Here is a 20,627-nt window from a genome sequence, read left to right on the forward strand (position 1 = left end):
GCAGCAATCTGCGGATGTGCCAATTCCGTCACAAACACTTATGCCCGCCGGTAATGACGATGGCGTTGGCTCGCATCTGGGGGATGCCAACCCTGGCTGGCACCCGCACCCACGCATGGCGAGGATCTACCCGGCGTCATCGCGCGCCCTCACATCCGCCTGTGCTACTACGGCCCTCGCACACTTCCGTACCGGAGCACCCAGATGGTCAACCCCCTGGCCCAGGCCCATCGTGGCCCAGGCACCACGCTGTTCAGCCTGTTGAACCCGATACCGTTCGGCTTCTTCGTCGGCGCCCTGATCTTCGACGCGATCTACCTCAACAGCGCCGAGGTGATGTGGGGCAAGGCCGCGGCCTGGCTGATCACCTTCGGCCTGCTGATCGCCATCGTGCCGCGGCTGATCAACCTGTTCGCGGTCTGGCGCCGCAACGGCACGGCCACCCGCATCGACCGCATCGACTTCTTCCTCAACCTGGTGGCCGTGCTGCTGGCGATCTGGAACGCCTTCGTGCACAGCCGTGATGCCTATGCCGTCGCGGTGCCGGGCACGATCCTGTCGGCGCTGACCGTGGCCCTGATCGCACTGGGCCTGATCCTGCTGTCATTGCAACCGCCGGTGCTGCAGGGAGGCCGTCATGGCTAAGCACATCCTGCCCATCATGGCTGCCCTGGCGCTGGCGGTGACCCTGTCGGCCTGTGCGGGCAAGGCCGAGTACCACCCCACCGACCAGTCCGGCGCGAAGCCGCCGCTGCCGGCACCGAAGAATTTCCTGATGCCGCCAATGCAGGTGCCCAAGGGCGTCGGCTGGGCCGAAGGCCAGTCACCGACGGTGGCCGACGGCCTGAAGATCGAGCGCATCGCCGCCAACCTGATGCACCCGCGGCGCCTGCTGACCCTGCCCAATGGCGATGTGCTGGTGGTGGAAGGCAACGGCCCCGGTGAAGAACCGGTCACCACGCCCAAGCAGTGGATCGCCGGCAAGGTGAAGGCCCGTTCGGGCAAGGCCGGCAAGGGCGGCAATCGGGTCACCCTGCTGCGGCGTACACCCGGCACCGCCACCTGGACCCAGCACGTCTACATCGAGGGCCTGCACTCGCCGTTCGGCATCCAGCTGATCGGTGACACGCTGTACGTGGCCAACACCGGCAACATCATGCAGTACCACTACGTGCCGGGCGAAACCCGCATGTCCGACAAGGGCCGCGAGTTCACCGACCTGCCCAGCACCATCAACCACCACTGGACCAAGGAACTGCTGGCCAGCCGTGACGGCAGCAAGCTGTACGTGGGCGTGGGCTCCAACAGCAACATCACCGAGAACGGCCTGGCCGTGGAATACCGCCGCGCGGTGGTGCTGGAAGTGGACGTGGCCACCCGTGGCAGCCGCATCTTTGCATCGGGCATCCGCAACCCGACCGGCCTGGACTGGGAGCCGAGTACCGGCAAGCTGTGGGCGGTGGCCAACGAGCGCGACGAGATCGGCGCCGACCTGGTGCCGGATTACCTCACGTCGGTGAAGGAAGATGGCTTCTACGGCTGGCCCTACAGCTACTACGGCCAGCACGTGGATGAGCGCGTGCAGCCGCAGCGGCCGGACCTGGTGGCCAAGGCGATCGTGCCCGACTACGCCATCGGCTCGCACGTGGCACCGCTGGGGTTGCTGTTCTACACCGGGCAGGCGCTGCCGGCGCAGTACCACGGCGGCGCCTTCATCGGCGAGCACGGCAGCTGGGACCGCTCGCCGCTGAGCGGCTACGAAGTGGTGTACGTGCCGTTCAAGGACGGCAAGCCGACCGGGCGGCCGCAGACCGTGGTCGGTGGCTTCACCTCCAAAGACGAGAAGACGCTGATGGGCGCACCGGTGGGCATGGCGATGGATGCCGAGGGCGCACTGCTGGTGGCCGACGACGTGGGCGACGTCGTGTGGCGGGTGTCAGCCAAGTAGCCTTGTAGAGTCGAGCTTGCTCGACTGCTTTGGATCTGGCCCTTGTAGAGTCGAGCTTGCTCGACTGCTGTTGGAAGGTGCAGTCGAGCATGGCTCGACTCTACAAAAAGCCGGAATCAGCCGAGCATGGGCTCGGCTCTACAGTTCCGACGGCCCGCTGCGCAACCCGCTGAACACCGATTCGGCAGCAAACCCCACGCCACCCAGCAGCACGCCGAAGTACACCACCGTGGCCACCACGAAGGCGTAGCCGGCCGCCACCGCCGCGCCATCACGCTGGATGAAGCCGATCGCAAACGACATCAGCGCCAGCGCCGGCAGCGTGTTGCTGAACGGAATCGGCCCGGCCGGCGCCATCAGCAGCAGGGTCGCGAACACCAGCATCAGGTTGTTCAGGCGCATCATCTTCTTCGAGCGCACCATCACCGCCAGCCGCATCGGCCGCGACAACCGCTCCATGCGGTGCACCCACTTCAGCGCTCGGCCCAGGTTGGCCTTCAGCTTGTCGGTGGCGATCTCGCGGCGCGCCAGCTTCTGCGGCACCCACAATGGGCGGTTGCGCACCCGGCTCAGGCCGATCAGCAGGATCGAGGCACCGAACACCGTGCTCAGACCGGGAATCGACACTGGAATGATGAAGATGGCCGAGAGCAGGATCACGATCAGCAGCAGGCCCTCATCGCCCAGCGCGCTGAGCAGGGTGCCGACGCTGACCTGTTCGCCGGGCAGCTCGTCGATCATCTGCTCGATCTGCTGGGCCAGCGGCGCGCTGTCGTTGGTTTCGGGGGCACGGTAGGTCATGCGTCGCAAGGTTCTCCAGGGAAGGGCGGTCAATGGGCCGTCCTGCGGTGGGGGACGCACAGGGTCCTGCAGTATCCCGGCCAACGTGGGCAAAGAGGTGAACCGGGCATGAGGGGGTAAACTGGCGTGCCCCGCACGAGTTGAACGCAATGGACATGGGCCGCCGGCAATCGACCATCGAACTGGTCGCCATCGACATGGATGGCACCCTGCTGGACCCCGTCCACACGCTTACCGCGCGGGCCAGGCAGGCCATCGCGCAGGCGCGCGCGCTGGGCGTGCACATCGTGCTGACCAGTGGCCGCCCGGTTCCCGGCCTGGCACCGTTCCTGCACGAGCTGGGCATCACCGGTGACGACGACTACTGCATCGCCTGCAACGGCGGCCTGGTGCAGCGCATCGGCACGCGCGAAACCGTGGTCGAGTATCCGCTCAGCTTCGACGACTTCCTGTTCTGCGAGCAGGTGGCCCGCGACCTGGGCGTGCACTTCCAGGCCCTGGACAGCCAGCGCATGTACACGCCCAACCAGGACATCAGCTACTACACCGTGGCCGACTCGCATCTTTCGCGGATGCCGCTGTCGTATCGCCGCGTGCAGGACATGGACCCGTCGATGTCCTTCATCAAGCTGATGATGATCGACGCGCCGGACGTGCTGGATGCCGCCATCGCACGCCTGCCTGCCGAACTGACCGAGCGCTTCGCGGTGCTGAAGAGCGCGCCGTTCTTCCTGGAGGTGTTCGACCATCGCGCCGGCAAGGGGCCAAGCCTGCAGAAGCTGGCCGAGCACCTGGGCATCGACCGCGCCAACGTGATGGCCATAGGTGACCAGGAGAACGACCTGACCATGCTGCAGTACGCCGGCACCAGCGTGGCGATGGGCAACGCCATCGATGCGGTGAAGGCCGTGGCGCGGTTTGAAACCACCAGCAACGCCGACGAAGGCGTCGCGCGCGCGATCGAGCATTTCGTACTGCAGTAACCGCGCGGCCATCCGCCCTGGTAGGTGCCAACCTTGGTTGGCACACATGAAGGGCACGCACCGACCTATACCCACGTATAACCCACCCATCCCCACCGCCATTGCCGCTGTACCACGGCGCAATGGCGGATGCGGCAGTGCGATGCAAGAATTTCGCACGTCGAAATCACCCCACCGAATCCCGCGGCAGATGATCGCTTTCGTCTGCTGACCGGCGCGCACCGCGCGGTCATCCCCTCAACGCAATCGCATCGCCAGCCAGGGCACCGACACACCGGTGCTGCAACGCGCTGGGCGTGCGCCTGCGCCGCTCTCTCCCTGCACCTGGATCTGCCCATGAACACCCCACCCACGACGCACCTCGCCCTGGCCATCATCGCGGCCATCACCGCACCTGCGTATGCCGCCGAATCGGCCGACACCGCGCACGACACGCCCACCACCTTGAACGCCCTGCAGGTCATCGCCACGCCGCGCGGTGCGGCCGTTGCGCCCACCCAGGTGGTCGGCCCCAACCGCTACATCATCAAGGCCGAAGACCTCGACGCCATGGTCACCGGCAACAACGGCCTGGCCATGCTGAAGCAGGTACCCGGCGCCAGCTACACCGCCACCGACGGCCTGGGCCTGGACATCTCGGCCACCAGCCTGTTCGTGCGCGGCTTCCGCATGAATGAAATGGGCATCACCTTCGAAGGCGTGCCGCTGAACGACAACGGCTTCCTCTCGCTCACCGGCACCAGCGTGGTGAATGTGGGCGTGCCCGATGGCATCGGCGCGATCACGGTCAGCCCCGGTGGCGCACCGGTCAGTGTGTTCTCCAGCAGCGTCAATGGCGGCAGCCTGGAATACCGCCTGCGCGAGCTGCAGGAAACACCCAGCCTGCGTGTGAAGCAGGGCGTGGGCAGCAACAGCACAGTGGTCACCACTGTGTCCGGGCAGAGCGGCCAGCTCGGCGAGCACGGCCCGAAAGTGTTGGTCGACCTGCAACGCGTGTCGGCCGACAAGTACCAGGGCGAGGGCACCCAGAACTTCCTGCGCGGCGATCTGAAGCTGCGGCAGGACGTGGCCTGGGGTGACTTCACCGTGTTCCTGTCCGACAGCAAGGCCAAGGTCTGGGGCTACAACAACATCTCCTTCGACATGATCCGCAAGCTGGGCTGGAAGGCCGATATCTTCTATCCAGATTATGCGTGGGCGTGGTACGTGGCTTCGCCGGAAAACGCAGACAAATCCTGTGGCGCCTACACCTGCGGTGAGCTGTCCGAACTGATCCCGTACGACACCGGCCAGACCACCCGCGACCGCGTGTCCTCGATCAACCACCGGTTCCAGATCACCCCGGCGCTGAGTGGCAACGTGCAGCTGTACAACGCCAACAGCCATACCCAGGCCACGCTCACCGACCCGACCGTGCCATCGCCCAACGGTGCACCGTTCTCCGAGCAGGTGCAGACGCCGCGCGTGAATCGGCTGGGCGGCATGCTCAACCTGCAGTTCGAGACCGGCGCGCATACCTTCACCGCCGGCGTCTGGCAGGAGAAGAGCAAGGCCGCGGCCAAGACCGAGTGGTACCAGCAGCCGCTGCTGGGCGAGGGCCCGCCGCTGAAGGCCACCGGTCCGTTCGATGTGTATGGCCCGGCGTTCAAGACCGACAACGCATCGAGCTGGGTAACCCGCTCGCGCCAGTTTTACCTGCAGGACGACATCGTGTTGAACGACACGCTGAAGCTGGGTGTCGGCTTCAAGGCCGTGGACTTCCGCACCAGCGGTGGCGGCCTGGGTGATGCCAAGGACCGGCCGGTGAACGGCACGCTGCGCGCGAAGAGCAACTTCCTGCCGCATGTCTCGCTGTTCTGGAGCCCGACCGAATCCACCGATGCCTTCATCGATCTGGCCAACACCATGAACGGCTACCGCGTGGCCCAGCGCGGCAACATCGGCTACACCGCCTCGGCGTGGACGATCACCGACCAGGAAGAGTTCGACCGCGTAGCGGGCACGCTGCGCCCGGAGAAGAACTGGAACCTGACCCTCGGTGCCTCGCATCGTTTCGACCGGCTGACGATTACCGGCGATGTGTTCTACAACGACATCCGCAACCGCCTGCTGTCGGCCGCCATCGGCACCCAGTTCGCGCAGATCAACACCGTGCGGCTGATGCCGAAGATGCACGTGATCGGCGCCGACCTCGGCATCACCGCCGACCTGACCGACCACCTGCAGTTCTACCAAGGCGTGGCCGTGGCCCGTTCGTACTACGACAGCGATTTCGTGGTGGGCGACACGGTGTACCCGATCAAGGGCAACGCGCAGCCGGGCTACCCACAGATTTCGCTGGTCAGCGACCTGTCCGCGCACTTCGGCGACTGGCGCTTCGGTGCCACCAGCACCTCGTACCTGCGCCAGCCCTTCACCTACGAGAACGACATCCGCGTGCCGACGTTCTGGCAGGTCAACACCTATGCCGCCTACCGCTTCGGTGCGGACAGCGCCGTGCCCGGCCTGGAGCTGCGGCTGGACGTGAGCAACCTGTTCAACCGCCACAACATCGGCACCGCCACCATCGCCGGCTCATCGTTCTCGGGGGATTACCAGACCCTGCAGCGCAGCGCGCCCCGGCAGCTGATGTTCAGTACCTCGATGACGTTCTGAGGCAACAAGGAGTTTCGGGGTCAGATCCCTTTGCACCGCAAAGGGCTCTGACCCCCAAAATCCGCCGGACTACCATGAACCTCTTGGCGCCCTCGCACCCTTCGCTGCCATGACCTGCTCTGGCATTGATCTATCCGCTGCCATGACCCGCTCTTGGTAGAGTCGACTGCTAGTCGACTGCTCTTCGCATCTGCCTCGCAGGAGACCGCGCTTCGCGCGCGAGTCGACTAACAGTCGACTCTACCAACGACCACTCCGAACGGTGCTTCTAGGGCTTTCCCCGGTCCAACTGCCGGTACCCGATCGCTTCAGAAAGATGCGCGGTCTGGATCGCTTCACAACCCGCCAGATCCGCAATCGTGCGCGCCACCCGCAGGATTCGATGCATCGCCCGTGCCGAAAGCTGCAGGCGCTCGATGGCCTGCTCCAGCACATCCTGATCGGCTTCGCTCAGTCTCGTGCACGCCCGCAGTGCCGCCGGTGGCAGATGGGCATTCAGCCCGCCACGCGCCTGTTGCCGGGCATGCGCGGCTTCCACCCGCTCACGCACCGATGCGCTGGGTTCCCCCAGCGGCGTGCTCTCCCGCAGCTCTACAGCGTCCATCCTGGCCACACTGATATGCAGGTCGATGCGGTCCAGCAGCGGCCCTGACACCCGCGCGCGATAGCGGGTGATGCGCTCATCCGTGCACAGGCAGCGGTTGCTGCGGTCACCGGCCCAGCCACACGGGCAGGGGTTCATCGCGGCCACCAGCTGAAAGCGCGCCGGATACTGCACGCTACGCGCCGCGCGCGCGATACGGATATGCCCGGATTCCAACGGCTCACGTAGCGTCTCCAGTGCGCTGCGGTTCCATTCCGGCATTAGGGTAGCATGGTACATGTAAACCCCCGAGGAGTGCTCAATGCATCTGCTGCGGACTTCAGAGATCCCGCTTACCGAGCTGAACAAGCTCATTCCGGCTTCTGCGGCGCTTGAAGAGACTCCCCTCCCGAGACTCGAGCCCCGCTTCCCCCTTCTGGTTTCTGAAGAAGGGCAGCTTCATTGGGGGGCCTTTGCGTTTCTCCTGGACACATTTCGAATCGACTCCACCCGTAGCAGGGAGAAGACGCTCTCCACTTACGCCGAAGGGCTGAAGAGCTGGCTGGAATTCGTCGAATGCAACGGAGGCGACTGGACGAGGCCGACTGCATTGCTGCTCAGCGAGTACCGTCGCTTCTTGTCCACGGCACCGAATCGAAAGAGAAGACTAGCTAGCGAAACGATCAACCTACGGACGACCACCGTTCGAGAGTTCTACAAGTTTCTGGAGCATTGGGACGGTGAGGGCCTGGCAGACTCAGGCGGGTCCTGGGAGACGGAGCCGATCAAACAGTTCCTCGCTCGAACTAGTCGGCTGCGGCGGGCAAAGGCTTACAAGAGAAAAGTGCGTGCCATGAGTCCGGAGGAGACTTCGCTCATGGCGGCAACCCTGAAAATGCCTTACTCACTGATGTTCCTTTGGACTCTCGGGACGGGCGCTCGTCGCACCACCGTTGCAGATCTCGATCTCACACAGCTTCCAAAGAACGCACTGAATGTCAACTACATCGAGACTCGGACGAAGGGCGGAAAAGTCATCAATCTGGTGGTGACCTCCCGCTTGGCACAACGAACACTCGATTACTGCCAGACAAGTAGGAACAAGGCAGCTGCGAACTCCACTGAGAAAACAAGCCGGGTCTTTCTGAACTCGAGAGGCAGGCCGGTCACATCGAAGTCCTACTACCAAGCCTTCAGGCGAGCTGCGAAAGTGCTTGGCCTGAACGTGACACCGCACATGTCGCGACATACCTTCGCCGCGCATATGAAGAGTCGTCTCGAGGAGATGGAGAGGCGAGGTGCAAACATCAACTCGATCAAGGTCATTCAGCATCTTCTTGCGCACAACAGTGCAGAGACAACCGAGCTTTACTTGGCCTCCGTCAGCTCCATAGATTCAGGCACGCTTAGGGCAATCCTTGAGACAGAGGAGGCATTGGGATGAGTGGCGTCTCGGAGGCCGTCTTCGCCGGCGATGCGCCTGGCGACCCAGTCAACATCTATGACTTCTCCCGGCTAGGCCTTCCCCGCAAGCCCACTCACGCGTTGCTGAATGCCTTCACCGGCGTGACCTCTACTTACAGGGTGCAGAGTCGAAAGCAAGCATGGGGCTCAATCCGAAAGTTCGCAAACTTTCTGACCGAGCTGGACGGCGACCCGTGGAAGAATATGAGGTCCTCTACGATCTCGCAGAGATACGCGGAGTGGCTTAAGGCGAAGCTCTTGCTAAAGACTGGGGGAAGCCATTTTAACCTGCTTCGACAGATATATGCTTGGCTCGCCACTAACGACACCGAGAACTCGGTGACATGGATGAACATATACTTCCCCCGAGGTCAGTTCCAGAGGGAAGAGGAGTGTTCTCGAGAAAACATCCTTTCCGAAGAGGAGATGCGTGGCATTCTCATCGCTTCAAAGAAGGGGATCGATGAGGTAAGGGCGCGTACAAGGGTGATGGCGTCATTGGCAAATGGAGCTGATGTGCAATGCCTTACAGCCAAGGATAGAGCTGACCTAGATGGCATGCGTCGAGGGATGGCCCAAGGCGTACTCGGAAAGATAAATCTCTGTGCGGCGGGCTTTACGCCATACAGCGTAAAGTACCGGCCTCTAAAGAGGTACCTATTTCTAGAGATCTGCGACTACATCCCATACCTGCTGTACATAGCAATCGAAACGGGCGGGAATCCTGGGGGTTTGATGGCCTTATGCGTTGATTGCATCAGTGATCATGCCGTCGACCCATTAAAGAAAGAATTCACCTGGGATAAATTCAGGGCGACTGAGCAGAGCTCGGCTTCAGTCAGTACCGAAGGTGCGTACGCCATCCCAAAATTGATCGGCGAGGTAGTCGAATTCACTTCGGTACTTCGTATCGCTGCGGGTGCTCGTGCGGACACGGTCTTCCTTAGTTTGTGTCGTGGCAGCATAGGTCGCGTGTCGATTCAGTCATGGCACAACGAACTGGCGCTGTTCATAGACCGGCATGGCCTACCCGACTTCAATTTTGTTGACTTGAGGTTGTCCGGCGCGAGGCTCCTTGGGAATCGAGGCGAGAAGATTGAGCGAGTCCAATCCGAGCTTCAGCACAAGAATTCCAAGACCACCGGCCTCTATATTAGGTCGCCTGAGCGCAAGGGGGCCGCACAAGCGAAATTGTTGGGATTTATGGGGAAGGTAGTCCAGTCCGCAAAAGCGGTGGGCTTGCATCCAAGAAACTACGAGACTACCCAGGGTTACGACTGCACCGACGCGCTCTCAGGTGAAGCGCCCGCATCCAAGAAGGGTCAGAAGTGCCTGGATTTCCTTTACTGCGCCTTCTGCCCCAATAGCGTAGCTGTGCTGGATAGTCCGCGGCACGTTGCACGCATGATTGCTGCTCAACGGGAACTTGACGAAATCAAGAGACTGGCGGTGACCTCTCGTGACGTGGCTGCCAGGTACAAGCACGCGTACGAGAATTCGCACGAAATCCTGTCTGCGTTGCTTGGCAGGGTTACGAAAGTGGTTCTTCGTGAAGCAGAGAAGCTCTCCGTATCTGTCCCTGTTATTGGTCTGGAGTAGCCATGAAATCCTTGCGCCAAGCCACGCCGCCGGTCAGCGAATTGTCTCTCGACGGTCTCGGTATCAACTTCGAGGATGATGAGTGGTTCCTCAGACGAAACGTTATCGACGGGATTGTGGAGACGCGAAGGCTCGATTTCTCGTGCATCCCTGATGGCTGGAAAGTGCCGATAAAGATCTATTTGGCACTTGCTATGCTTGGTAGGCTGGAACGATCGACACGCTATGCTCTTGTCCTCTACGAACGATTTATCGTCCTTAGAAGCTTTGCCGTTTGGTGTTATGAGGAAGGCGTGGATTCGCCAAGCGATCTGAGTCCCGAGCTCATTTGCCCATGGACCGATGCTAGTCGCGCAGTCGGCCGTGTGGAGGCGGGTGCTACTCGGATGCGGGCCAAATTCATCTGTGTCGAGGATTTTCTACTCAACGTGGGAGATGTGTCTGCAGTAGTGCGCGCAGAGATGGTCCGCGTAGGAAAAAGGATGTCGAAGGAGGCATCAGTTGCAGCTAAGAAAAGAAAGGTGGATGACGACCTGAGTGAGCAGGAATGTCTCATGCTCTTGGCAGATGCAATCAAGCTAATAGAGGAAGATGGGCCCACAATAGAAGCCTTCATGGGTGAGGTAATGGCGATAGAGGCTGGGAGGCTGTGCTCAGCAGGCCGAAGGATGAACTCCTTCTACATCGCTAAGCGATCTTTGCCCTTCAATGGTTTCAGGTCAAAAGCTCTAGCTAAGTTGGATCCAAGAGTTGGCTATGGCGAGCAAATAATGCTGAAGATCGCTGAGGGAGCGGCGATCTTCATTATATCTTTGCTCAGTTCCATGAGGCCATCCGAATCTCGTCGGCTCACGACTGCAAGCGTAAAGCCATCCAATGCGCTCGGTATGCCGGCGGGTGCAGAGACCTCCGATTTGATCGAAGGGGTTCTGAGCAAATCTGGTAGGCCGCATGAATGGGTCGCAGCGCCAGCAGTCTCTGACGCAATTGCATTCTTGGAGCGATTGGGGCGCCCGATTCGTGATCATGTCGGGACCGCCGCGCTCTTCGTGCTGAATATGTATAGAGGACGCGGACCGGCTGAAGCTCGAGATGATCAGCGTGGTGCTAGAGTCGATGGCTATGTTGCACTCCGCAGGAGCATGAGAGCATTCGCTGAGGCTAGTATTCCTGGGCTTGATTCTGAGAAATTGAACTTTCGACCATTACGCCGATTCATGGCGCGCTTCATTGCGCGGCGCGACCGCTCGAGTTTGGGTGCTCTGGCATATCAGTACGGACACTTGGAAGCCAGGATCACTGACACCTACTATGTTGGTCTGGATCGTGATCTCTCAACTTTGCTTGAGGAGGAGAACGCAAATGAGGTAGTGAGCGCTATGGATGATTTGATTAGTGCTGAGCACGTCTATACGAACTTGCCTACACCTGTTATCGCGGAAAGCATTTCACGGATGAACGGGGTCTTGGAGCGAGCATCGACAAATCTTGAAGTGATGAGGATGCTGGGTGCCGGTGTGGTACTCGGTCCTTGCGACTGGGGCTATTGCTTCTATCGCGAGGCGCGAAGTCGCTGTGACGGCGATGCGAATGGCCCAAATCCCGGCAAGCGCACTCCTTCCACATGTGCTGGTTGTCTCAACTTTACGGCTACAGCCAAGCACGCCCCTTGGTGGGAGTTGCGAAGGCAAGATCTGATCAGTTTCCTCAAGCTGAGGGGAATTCCCGAGCAGTCTCGTCGCATTGCTGAAGAGCGCCTGGCTTCGACGGAGCTGATCCTGAAGAAAATAGGGAGTAGCCTCTGATGCGCCAGATAGTTCTAGCCGAGACTGAGGCGCAGATTGCTCGCTGGAGGGCGGGTGGCCCTAAGCCTACGGTGGTCTCCATCGCTTCCGCATGCGGTATCAGTAGACAAGCTTTCTATAAATCACACAGAGTGGCCTTGGGCAAGCTCAATGATGCGGTATCTGCGCAGGATGCTCCGAGCGCCCGGGCGGCTGATGCTCTGAAGCTGGAGATGTTGAGAGTCAGATATGAATCTGAGAAGGCGAAAGTGAAGGTACTTACAACGCTGTGTGGGGAGCTGGCCTGCGAGCTGACAGATGTTCGCGAGAAGCTCGCGCAGGAGCGTGCGCGTAGTGACAGGCTCAAGCGGCGTACCGACAAAGGACCGAAGCTAGTTCGATAGTTGGATCCTCATCGGTAGTCGTGTCGCTAACGTCACGACCCCGCGTGCTAGCGCCAACTTGCTGGCGTGACTGGTTGGCCCATCAAAGGCCAGCTGATGTAAGTAAGGACGAAGCCGGCACATCCAGAGCCGTTGCAATCCGGATGATCGTGGAGAGCCGGCAGTCCTTCTTGCCTTGCTCGATATGGCCAAGCTGCGTCCGATGCATACCGAGTTGAGCTGCAAACTCTTCCTGGGAGACGCCCAGCGCCAGCCTGCCCTCCTTAATGGCAGTCCCTAGAGCTTGCTGGGGCGGTGGCGCTTTCACGCCCTAAGCTTTCGTCGTGCAGTACTTTTGGTCTACAGTACTTACGGTAGCGTCCGGCCGGCACTGGTGATCGAGGCCTTGGCGCTGGTGACTGTCCCGTAACCTGCTGGGGTGCTGAAATGAGCTTCTTCTTGGTGGATTCAGACTCAGAGTTCACGTTGGAGCTCTCCCTAACCAAAGAGTCGGAGCTCGACCTACGTCGTCAGCTCGAGAAGCTCCAGCAGGGAGGCCATTCAGGTGCGATCTCGAGGCAACTGGCTGCCGAATTCTCGCGCCTGGTGCCGGAGCTATTGGACTGGGACATAAAGCGGCCAACCAAAGCCCAGATCGCCTATGCAAGATCAATCTGCTATCGATTGAGAATCGAGCTGCCATTGGAGGCCATGGAGTCAAGGCAGGCCATGCACCTATTCATTTCCTCTCGCGGGGCGTGTTCCCACCAATCTCTCGAGCCCTCTATTGGGGATAGCACTTAGCACTACTAGCTGGGACGTGGATGTCCTCGAAGGCTATCAATCGCGTTCCGCTACCCTTGACGTAAGAGCACGCGCAGATCCTTCCGCATCCTGGGTCGATCTACATCGACCAAGTCGCCATCGATCTTGACTACCCGTCCGCCGATTATCACTGTGTCAACGTCGCTTGGGTGTGACGAGTGGACCAGCAAGGCTGAAGGGTCTCCGCCGCCAAAGCCTGCGAGATTCAACGAGTCCAAGCGGATGATCTGCAGGTCAGCGCGCTTACCCACGGACAGTGTGCCAATTTCGCTTGCCATACCGACGACCTCTGCGCCGCCTATCGTTGCCAATTCAAGCAAGGACCGCGCATCCGGTGCCGTTTCGCTACGTGCCCCGCCACTCCAAGTAAGGGATGCAAGTCTCATGGTGGCGAACATCTCCGCGCTGCCAGCTAGCGAATTACCATCGATGCCGAGCCCTTGCTTACTGACGAGTGCGAACTGATCAAAGCGGGTTAACCCGTATCCAACGCGCTGTTCGCTGATAGGCGTCACGGCCAGGCTGCTGCCAGCTGCCTCTAGAACTCTGAGTTGTTCCGCGCTGGCATCCGGGGCATGAACCACGGTCAGGTTTGGATATAGGTACTCACGCTCAATGAGTGCATCAAGCATTGGGCCAGGTTCGCCACTCACATGCACCTGGATAGGCAGTCCCAGCTCATTTGCTGTATCGAACTCTTGCTGACGCATGGCCCAGTTGCGAGCATCGGTACGATTACGTGGTAGCCGCCACGCCAAGCCGACGCCCACTTGGGCACTCTTGTCCAGCCTAGAGGCAATAGAGCGAAGTTGATCGAGATTCATCGGGTGCTTCGTGGTCTTATCTGGTCCCCCGTAGTACAGCGTCCCACGAATTCCAGATCGCTGAAGTGCGCGCAATCCCGCCTCCCCATGCGCGGGGCCAATAACGTTGTCGAAAAAGTCTGCCGTGGTGGTGATTCCGCTGCTGATCAGCTCCAGTGCACCAAGATGCATTGCGGTTTCGACATCATGTGGTGTCATTGATCCTGCAAGCTTCGAGCTCACAGGAAAGAACTGACCTTCCTTGTTCCGGAACTGACCACGCATTGTCGTGACGTAAAGATGGGAGTGGGTGTCAACGAATCCCGGCAACACGATCGCACCCTTTGCTTGGATGCGCCTAGCGGTGCCCGCCTTGAGGCCTCTGCCGATGGCAACAATGCGTCCTCCCTTTATCAGAACGTCAGTCTGTTCTAGATCGCCGACGCCGGGATCCATCGTCATCACATATCCGCCTTCCACCAGAATGTCCTCGGCGTATGACGTCGAAACGGCAGTCAGAAAGACGGAGCTGGCAAGAATGGTCGCGCTAGTAAGCCGCATGCGTACGTCCTCAGGAAGTCGTGGATGACTAGATTGGCTGCGGTCGCTTTTTGAGCATTATTGCCATAAGGAATCTCATGCCAGCTCACACGAGCTTCATATGGGAGGCTCTGTCGCCGCCCAAATGAAGTAGAGAACTTGAGGGGGAACTAGCAAGCGATACGGGCACTACCGTCAGACACGTTTTTGGTTCTGAAGTAAGCTACTTACGCCGAAAGGCGTGCAGAACCGATGGCGCGCAAGCGGATGATCACCTACCTACGCTTCTAGCGGCCTCAGAACGATACGGACGTACGGGCACCGATGATGACGACATCTCCACGGTCTCCGTTGCCGCCGGGCCTTTTGATCCACTGGAGATCTGGGCTGAATGACAGGTGCAGCCCGAGTTTCACTCGGTAGTAGAACTCCGCCGCGAACTCATCGTTGCCTGGCCGGACGCCAGATCCGTAGACTTCCCGCAAGCGGCGGTCTGCTGAAACCCGGCTGTTCAGATGGCTGGTTGCGATGGATAGGCCTAGCTCGTCATCCGGCCGTGTGACGAAGCCTGAGAGCGACGCGCCAATAGCAATCGTGCGGTCAACGGTGCTCGTTCTCCGGTCAACCACTGTGCCATTGAGGTACAGGCTCAACCGTCTCTGATAGCCCTCATGGGATAGGTGGACGTCGTGCACCGCGCTGAGGCGCCCGGAAGCTGTGCTATCGATGATCTTAGACGCCTCAGAAATAGCGTCCAGCACTAAATGGCACGTAGCCCGACCTCCTCAGGAGCACCGGCTCCGAGGCGCTAGCGCTAGAGAAGAACTCGGCCGCCGCATGGTCATGGCGGCCGCCCGCTTGCCCTCGGGAGGACATGATGGTCGCTACAGTGCGAGCATTAGTCGGAACCGCTAAGCTGGCTGCCCTTATCCGAGTGTAACAATGGGGCGCTGCCTTGCTTTCATTGCCATTTTTACGGGGCACGGAGAGGCTGGGATTGCGCAGCATTCCGCGCACAACCTGTGAAGAGAGGCCCTAATGAGCACTTTTGCGCGCAAATGAGTCACATGCCAGTCCAGTCTCCTGAAGAGATTGCGGAAGCCCTGGGAAAGCGGTTGAGGGCGCGTCGCCTTCTCTCCAACGTGTCCCAGGCAGCGTTGGCCGATAAAGCCGGGATCTCTCGCAGAGCATTGGTGCAGCTTGAGAGTGGGCAAGGATCAACGGTTCACACGCTGATCTCTGTCCTCAAGGCATTGGGATTAGAACAGCACCTGACCACGCTAGTACCAGTGCCCACCGTTAGTCCAATGGCCATGCTGAAGGCTAAGCGATTGCGCAGCCGGGCGAGCTAGAGGTTGGAGCGGCCTTGGGTCGGCGCCTGCGCTGCACGAGTAACAATTCCCCGACATTGGCTGATTACTTGAGGCTCGAACCAGTTGCAAGGTCCTTGTGGTCATAGCGCTCCAGGTGGTCGATAGCACACCGAACTTCGGCCGACCTGGCGCTTCATTCAGTACGCGATTTCGGCGACAGAAAGAGCCGTAGTGTATGGAAGGACATGCCGGGACGGCTTGCGCCCAGTATAGCGTCGGCCGTTCATAGGGTTGAGGGCCGAACGCCGCCATGGCGGTCGCGGATAGCTGCAGGGCCGACGCATGTTCAATGCGGCTCTGTTCGGCGAGTTTCGTTGCTCGCGCTGATAAGCTCGCTGATTCGTGCGCGAATAAGGCGCGAGGCTACCTCTAGTCCGTCATCGTCTGGCGGATAAGGAGACCCGAAGAGTGGAATCTCAACCCAGAGATGTTCTTGTCCGGGATGGACGTACGGACCATGGTCATCGAGTAGCAGCGCATTGCCAAGGTATGGGGAGACGTAGCGCAGGTCCTTGGTTTTTCCCGACCAATCAATGTATTGAAGCCCAGAGAACCAAGCAGGGACGCTGCCTTCTTTCGCTAAGAGAGTTCCAATTGCTTGCGCACGATCTTTCGGCACGGTGGTAAAAAGGACAAGACTGTCAAAATTTGAACGCATTTCGTCCAGAAAGCTACGCAAACCTGGTCGGGGGATCTGGCTGATGGCATTGGATATGAGAGTTCCCTCAAGATCCAATGCGAGTATGGTCGGCCGCACGGGAAGTTCCGTCTTACAAATGGTCACAGCGCACATTGCGCGCATCGAGCGGCCTTGTCCACATCGTGAGCCTCCTGGTACGCCCGGCAGAATGGCGCGTGAGCGCACGGGCACGCGTAAGTGTCCAATTGCCTCTAGATGCCGAGTCTATTGGCCAGTTCAGATGCATCCGCGCAATGCCAAGCTAGTGCGCCGAATGGATTCAAGGCCGTCGGATGACCGCTTGGCGCGAGGGGGGCACACCCCCAGTTCCCGTATGACCTGCTGCTTGCGGCCCTTCGTCAACTCCCCAGTGAGCAGGAGGAAGCAACTCGAGTCTGAGTGGAGCGCTCGCCTGCCTAGGTAGCAGGGTAAATCATGCACGGGATTGTAACGGACAGATTAGATCGTAACCGCTCTGTGATACTGTCAGATTACTTTGTTACATACGGTTGTATGAACGACCTCCAGGCTGCTGCCCACTACCTCCAGAACTTACTACCCGACATGGTCGCGGAGTTCGAGCCCAGGCCTAGTTCCAAGGCGCGCTTCTTGCCCCACTCTCTCAACAGCATGTTCCGCCTAGCCGAGATTGATCTGCTGGGCCTGCGGGTGCTGCTGGCCAAGGTCCCGACACAGGCGGAACCCACGCCACCTTCTCGGCTGATCGCACAGGTGCACCTGCTGGCTGAAAAGGCCGGCTTGAGGGTCGTTCTCGTGCTCTCGGGCGTGTCGCCATACACTCGCTCCAGGCTCATCGAGTCTCGTGTGGATTTCGTTGTGCCTGGCAGCCAGCTGTTCGCTCCGAGTTTCCTGATGAGCCTGCGCGAGCGCGATTCGTCTCCACCGGTGCCCCTATCCGTTGGGAAGCACCTGAGCCACCCAGCGCAAGCAGTTCTGATCGCCGCTCTACTGCGGCCCGATTTTGAGGAGCGCGGCATCCCTGGGAGCGTCCCGTGGGTGCCGCTCGAACTTGCGCGCGAGGCAGGCTATTCGCGAATGACCGCCTCGCGGGTAGCCCGCGAACTGGTGGCGGCTAACTTGGTCAGCGCCCGGCGCAAGGGACGGGAGACGAGCCTGCGGTTCCTGCAAACGCGACGGTCCTTGTGGGAGGCGGCGCTGCGGCGGCTGCGCTCGCCGGTGCTGCGCACAACCGGCATCGGCAAGGGTGGCTTGGCCATGCTGCCGGCCGATGATTGTCGTGCTGCAGGGGAAACCGGTCTGTCCGTGTTCACCGAACTGGCAGCGCCAGCGCGGCCGGTCGCGGCGATTCCGCGAGACTACTTCCGTGGGCATCCGGAACCAGAATGGTTCCCCGTGGCCGGCGAGGGCTACGCAGATGTGCAGCATTGGGCCTATTCCACCCGCTTGGGCGGCGCGGGCGCCGCCGTGGACCGGTTGTCGCTGTACTTGTCCCTGCAGGGACAGGGCGACCCGAGACTGGACGGCGCGCTGCGGGACCTGCTCGATGAGGTCTTCGCTTGATCGCCGGCGCGCCGGAGTTTGGCCAGTGGTTTGCGAAACTCCGGGACTAGTTCGTGGTCATCGGCGGCGGTGCGCTGGTCGCCGTAATGCAGGAAGCACAGCTGTCCTCCGCCGCTAGACCAATGCGGCGACTTCCGTGTAGACGCGGCGAAGATGCTGATCGGACATGTCCAAGATTGGCTCATACATGAAAGAGTTCAGATGAATGTTCTCCGGCGTCATCAGTAGGACGCGCTGAATGACGCCAATGTTGGGAAGTTCGGCAGGAAAGTCGTTCCGATAGCGCTTCAGTAGCGCCTGAGTCTGGTTGGTTGTGATCGCAGCCAGCCAAGCTGAATCGTTGATCCTCCCCGCCATGAATCGCTCTGCTTGCAGGCGCGTAGCAATCGCCAGCACAACCTTATTCTCGAAGTTGATTCCATCCGGGGCCTGCAGACAAGTAGCGACTTCAACGCCTAGAATATCGATGAGTCGCTCTCCAGGGTTGCCAGACTGTCCGTTGATGCCAAAGAGCCTGGAGTAGATGCCATCAAGATCCGCCACGGTGATCTGATCTGTACCGGCCTTCCAGTGAAGCAGGGACGTGAGGAGAAGATAGTCTGGATCTTGTTCGTCCTTCATGTACTCAATCAGGTTGCGCATGAAGGGAATACAGCAGATTTTCTTGCGGTTATCGGTGAAAAATGCGGGTTTCCACACATTGATGAAGACGTTACGCACGCCCTGGGCAGCCTCCAGACTTATCCCAGTGGCTGTCTTTGACACCATGAAGCAGTTCTTCCGATGAACGAGACGACGGCTCTCGATGGTCCGATAGAAATCAAAGTTGTGGGTCAAGATGAGCAGTTTGAAATTCTGGCCTTCAGCCAAGTCGGAAAGGTACTGGATGATGGCGTACTTGTTCTTGTAGTCAAAAGAGTCGGCGATGTCGTCAACAACTAGGAGTGTCTGCTTGCCTGCCGAGCCGCGTACCTCAATGTCAAACAACATAGTCAATACGTGAAACGCTCTTCTTTCTCCAGTACTTAACGTCTGTAGAAGCGTGTCTCGTTCGACTTGTGCTTGATCACCCCCCTCCTTGAAGACAAAGCCCAGGCGCGGTGCTGTCTCCGTTCCCAAAACAACTTGAACCTTGTTGGCCACCTCGAGATGGAACGGGACGATGAAGCGGCTATTGAAGATATCAATCACACCCTGCCATTGTGTGTGCTCTTGGCCGGCCTGCGCCTCAATCTTGGCTGAGCGAACCGCAGCGTTCTCGATCTTGTTGATGAGGTCAGTGTATAGATCGTGATTCGCCTTCAGATAGGACAGCCAGAGCTTCTTGTTCAGGGCCGCTGGATCGGCCAGCTCGGGCAGCAGTTCCTCGTGCCCCTGCATGTACGCCTCAAACTCGCGAACCTGCGCGTTCTTCTGGATCTGCTTTTCAAGCTCTTCGTACTTCCTCCGAAGAGCAGCATCCTCAGAGATTTTGGCGCGCTCTGCATCAACAAGAGCTTGGAGCTCTGTCTCGGATTTGATCTCCTTCTCTTCGTCTCCGCTGAGTCGAACGGTATGATTTGCCTTAAAGAAGCCACTGATCTTCAGCTCCTTGGCGACGTTGGTAGCCGCGTAATAGTTGAAGCCTCCCTTCTTGAAGTACTTCGACGCGGCGAGCAACTCGTTGTACTTCTTCGTGTACTCGTTGATCGCCGTGCGGAAATCACCTTGGCCCAAGAATGCCACGACTTTCTCATCGTTTAGCACGTCGTAGGGGACATCCTTGAAGTCTGGCTTCAAGTCCTTTGACAGCTCATCCTTAAGCTCAACCAAAGCAGTGTTGAAATCTCCGTCTGCAGGCGCAAACGTTGACAGAATCTCGCGCTCCACAGAGCGCCTGGTTTTCGAGGTGGTCTTGATCGCCATGACAAGTGCTGCTCGCGCAGCGGTGATTCCAGTGTGCAGCGCTTCATACTCCTCACGAAGTGTGGCATTCACCAAGAGCGTAGCGGTGGCGTTTCCATTGCTGGCGAAATCCTCAAATGGCCTAAGCACGAGTACATCGCTAGCAACGAGGTCGGCATTGTTCTCATCGCTGACCACGCGGACCGTCGCGCGGTTCGGGAAAATTCTGTCGCGCGATGGGTTTCCATTGGCGATGTCCTGAAGGGTGCATGCCAAAGAGCTCTTCATCGAGCCGTTTGGTGCGTAGATGGCGATAGCTGCCGTGCCGGCGAAGTCCAGCACGACGTCCAACTTGCGGATTCCGTAGCAGTTCTCCAGTTGGAGCTTGAGCTTTTCCATTCTCTCTCTCTCCTAATTTTTAGTTCGAGCTTCCTAGGTCATTCTTTGCGGTTCGAAGCCAGATTTCCCCGAGTCAGAGTGGCAAGATCCAAGACGTCGGCCGGGGGATATTGTGGAACATCAGTTTGGCCTAGATGCCAGCGTATCCTGTAATTTGGCAGTGCAGCTCGGCGTGGGGCTGCACCGCCAGTCGGGTTCGGCCAGATCGGCTAGAGCCAACTGAGACCGATCAGCTGTCACATTGCACGGGCCGTACGGATGGCTCGGAAAGCTGATGCGGTCACTTAGGCCTGGACTTCCGGCCGGGGGGGCCTCTGAGAGGTCGCCACCCTTCGCCGATGGAATCTCGCTGATGGACCTCAATCTATAGTAGGCGTAGAGG

The 20,627-nt window shown here is 59.6% G+C and carries 14 protein-coding genes and 1 pseudogene; 9 read left to right on the top strand and 6 right to left on the bottom strand.

The genetic code is table 11. From position 1 onward, the window contains the following. Positions 1 to 204: 204 nt before the first annotated feature. Both N5C18_RS06920 and N5C18_RS06925 read left to right on the top strand, forming a co-directional pair. Positions 205 to 645 (top strand): DUF2231 domain-containing protein, encoded by a 441-nt coding sequence (locus N5C18_RS06920; protein ID WP_053451040.1) that lies wholly within the window; start codon positions 205 to 207, stop codon positions 643 to 645. Then, entirely contained in the window at positions 638 to 1,948 is a 1,311-nt protein-coding gene (locus N5C18_RS06925; protein WP_279944138.1) for a sorbosone dehydrogenase family protein, read from the top strand. The genes N5C18_RS06920 and N5C18_RS06925 overlap by 8 nt, the downstream gene beginning before the upstream one ends. A 138-nt stretch (positions 1,949 to 2,086) precedes the next feature. On the opposite strand, the gene N5C18_RS06930 is transcribed toward N5C18_RS06925, so the two are convergent. Continuing rightward, complete coding sequence (locus tag N5C18_RS06930) at positions 2,087 to 2,749, bottom strand: exopolysaccharide biosynthesis protein (RefSeq protein WP_164087597.1); 663 nt, start codon at positions 2,747 to 2,749, stop codon at positions 2,087 to 2,089. Positions 2,750 to 2,898: 149 nt separating this feature from the next. Between N5C18_RS06930 and yidA the strand changes: the two genes are divergently transcribed. Further along, positions 2,899 to 3,732 carry a sugar-phosphatase gene (yidA, locus tag N5C18_RS06935; protein WP_279944139.1) on the top strand — a complete coding sequence of 278 codons (834 nt, stop codon included), beginning with the start codon at positions 2,899 to 2,901 and terminating at the stop codon, positions 3,730 to 3,732. Positions 3,733 to 4,068: 336 nt separating this feature from the next. Continuing rightward, positions 4,069 to 6,387, top strand: a complete 2,319-nt coding sequence (locus N5C18_RS06940) for a TonB-dependent receptor (protein WP_279944140.1) — start codon at positions 4,069 to 4,071, stop codon at positions 6,385 to 6,387. Between the two features lie 268 nt (positions 6,388 to 6,655). Here N5C18_RS06940 and N5C18_RS06945 read toward each other — a convergent pair. Beyond that, positions 6,656 to 7,252 (bottom strand): annotated as a pseudogene (locus N5C18_RS06945) (ATP-binding protein); the annotation flags it as partial. A gap of 40 nt (positions 7,253 to 7,292) precedes the next feature. Here N5C18_RS06945 and N5C18_RS06950 point away from each other — a divergent pair. Genes N5C18_RS06950 through N5C18_RS06960 form a run of 3 tightly spaced genes read left to right on the top strand, consistent with a single transcriptional unit; the run spans position 7,293 to position 11,838 of the window. Beyond that, positions 7,293 to 8,414 carry a tyrosine-type recombinase/integrase gene (locus N5C18_RS06950; RefSeq protein WP_053451501.1) on the top strand — a complete coding sequence of 374 codons (1,122 nt, stop codon included), beginning with the start codon at positions 7,293 to 7,295 and terminating at the stop codon, positions 8,412 to 8,414. Next, complete coding sequence (locus N5C18_RS06955) at positions 8,411 to 10,033, top strand: hypothetical protein (RefSeq protein WP_053451502.1); 1,623 nt, start codon at positions 8,411 to 8,413, stop codon at positions 10,031 to 10,033. Before N5C18_RS06950 ends, N5C18_RS06955 begins: the two co-directional genes overlap by 4 nt. 2 nt (positions 10,034 to 10,035) lie before the next feature. Continuing rightward, a complete protein-coding gene (locus N5C18_RS06960) occupies positions 10,036 to 11,838 on the top strand; it encodes a hypothetical protein (protein ID WP_032964222.1) in 1,803 nt (600 codons plus the stop codon). Positions 11,839 to 13,054: 1,216 nt separating this feature from the next. Here the strand turns inward: N5C18_RS06960 and N5C18_RS06965 are convergent. Next, a complete protein-coding gene (locus tag N5C18_RS06965) occupies positions 13,055 to 14,389 on the bottom strand; it encodes an amidohydrolase family protein (RefSeq protein WP_279944142.1) in 1,335 nt (444 codons plus the stop codon). Between the two features lie 275 nt (positions 14,390 to 14,664). After that, complete coding sequence (locus N5C18_RS06970; RefSeq protein ID WP_345782059.1) at positions 14,665 to 15,129, bottom strand: carbohydrate porin; 465 nt, start codon at positions 15,127 to 15,129, stop codon at positions 14,665 to 14,667. 306 nt (positions 15,130 to 15,435) lie between these two features. Between N5C18_RS06970 and N5C18_RS06975 the strand changes: the two genes are divergently transcribed. Beyond that, positions 15,436 to 15,720, top strand: coding sequence for a helix-turn-helix transcriptional regulator (locus N5C18_RS06975; protein ID WP_077684463.1), 285 nt, complete (start codon positions 15,436 to 15,438; stop codon positions 15,718 to 15,720). Between the two features lie 307 nt (positions 15,721 to 16,027). Here N5C18_RS06975 and N5C18_RS06980 read toward each other — a convergent pair whose 3' ends face one another. After that, entirely contained in the window at positions 16,028 to 16,534 is a 507-nt protein-coding gene (locus N5C18_RS06980) for an NIF family HAD-type phosphatase (RefSeq protein ID WP_194434212.1), read from the bottom strand. 399 nt (positions 16,535 to 16,933) lie between these two features. Here N5C18_RS06980 and N5C18_RS06985 point away from each other — a divergent pair, with 399 nt between their 5' ends. Continuing rightward, positions 16,934 to 17,962 carry a hypothetical protein gene (locus N5C18_RS06985; protein WP_053451504.1) on the top strand — a complete coding sequence of 343 codons (1,029 nt, stop codon included), beginning with the start codon at positions 16,934 to 16,936 and terminating at the stop codon, positions 17,960 to 17,962. Positions 17,963 to 18,076: 114 nt separating this feature from the next. Here the strand turns inward: N5C18_RS06985 and N5C18_RS06990 are convergent, their stop codons facing one another. After that, the gene (locus tag N5C18_RS06990) at positions 18,077 to 20,245 is read right to left on the bottom strand and encodes an AAA family ATPase (protein WP_279944144.1); all 2,169 of its coding nucleotides are present in this window, start codon (positions 20,243 to 20,245) and stop codon (positions 18,077 to 18,079) included. Positions 20,246 to 20,627: the final 382 nt, after the last annotated feature.

The organism is Stenotrophomonas sp. GD03930 (assembly GCF_029839665.1).
GTDB classification, from domain to species: domain Bacteria; phylum Pseudomonadota; class Gammaproteobacteria; order Xanthomonadales; family Xanthomonadaceae; genus Stenotrophomonas; species Stenotrophomonas forensis.

Bases quoted from the DNA above. Each gene is read 5' to 3' on its own strand.
- N5C18_RS06975 (WP_077684463.1), top strand. From the start codon at position 15,436: ATGCCAGTCCAGTCTCCTGAAGAGATTGCGGAAGCCCTGGGAAAGCGG.
- N5C18_RS06920 (WP_053451040.1), top strand. From the start codon at position 205: ATGGTCAACCCCCTGGCCCAGGCCCATCGTGGCCCAGGCACCACGCTG.
- yidA (WP_279944139.1), top strand. From the start codon at position 2,899: ATGGACATGGGCCGCCGGCAATCGACCATCGAACTGGTCGCCATCGAC.
- N5C18_RS06990 (WP_279944144.1), bottom strand. From the start codon at position 20,245: ATGGAAAAGCTCAAGCTCCAACTGGAGAACTGCTACGGAATCCGCAAG.
- N5C18_RS06950 (WP_053451501.1), top strand. From the start codon at position 7,293: ATGCATCTGCTGCGGACTTCAGAGATCCCGCTTACCGAGCTGAACAAG.
- N5C18_RS06980 (WP_194434212.1), bottom strand. From the start codon at position 16,534: ATGTGCGCTGTGACCATTTGTAAGACGGAACTTCCCGTGCGGCCGACC.
- N5C18_RS06985 (WP_053451504.1), top strand. From the start codon at position 16,934: ATGAACGACCTCCAGGCTGCTGCCCACTACCTCCAGAACTTACTACCC.
- N5C18_RS06965 (WP_279944142.1), bottom strand. From the start codon at position 14,389: ATGCGGCTTACTAGCGCGACCATTCTTGCCAGCTCCGTCTTTCTGACT.
- N5C18_RS06940 (WP_279944140.1), top strand. From the start codon at position 4,069: ATGAACACCCCACCCACGACGCACCTCGCCCTGGCCATCATCGCGGCC.
- N5C18_RS06930 (WP_164087597.1), bottom strand. From the start codon at position 2,749: ATGACCTACCGTGCCCCCGAAACCAACGACAGCGCGCCGCTGGCCCAG.
- N5C18_RS06955 (WP_053451502.1), top strand. From the start codon at position 8,411: ATGAGTGGCGTCTCGGAGGCCGTCTTCGCCGGCGATGCGCCTGGCGAC.
- N5C18_RS06960 (WP_032964222.1), top strand. From the start codon at position 10,036: ATGAAATCCTTGCGCCAAGCCACGCCGCCGGTCAGCGAATTGTCTCTC.
- N5C18_RS06925 (WP_279944138.1), top strand. From the start codon at position 638: ATGGCTAAGCACATCCTGCCCATCATGGCTGCCCTGGCGCTGGCGGTG.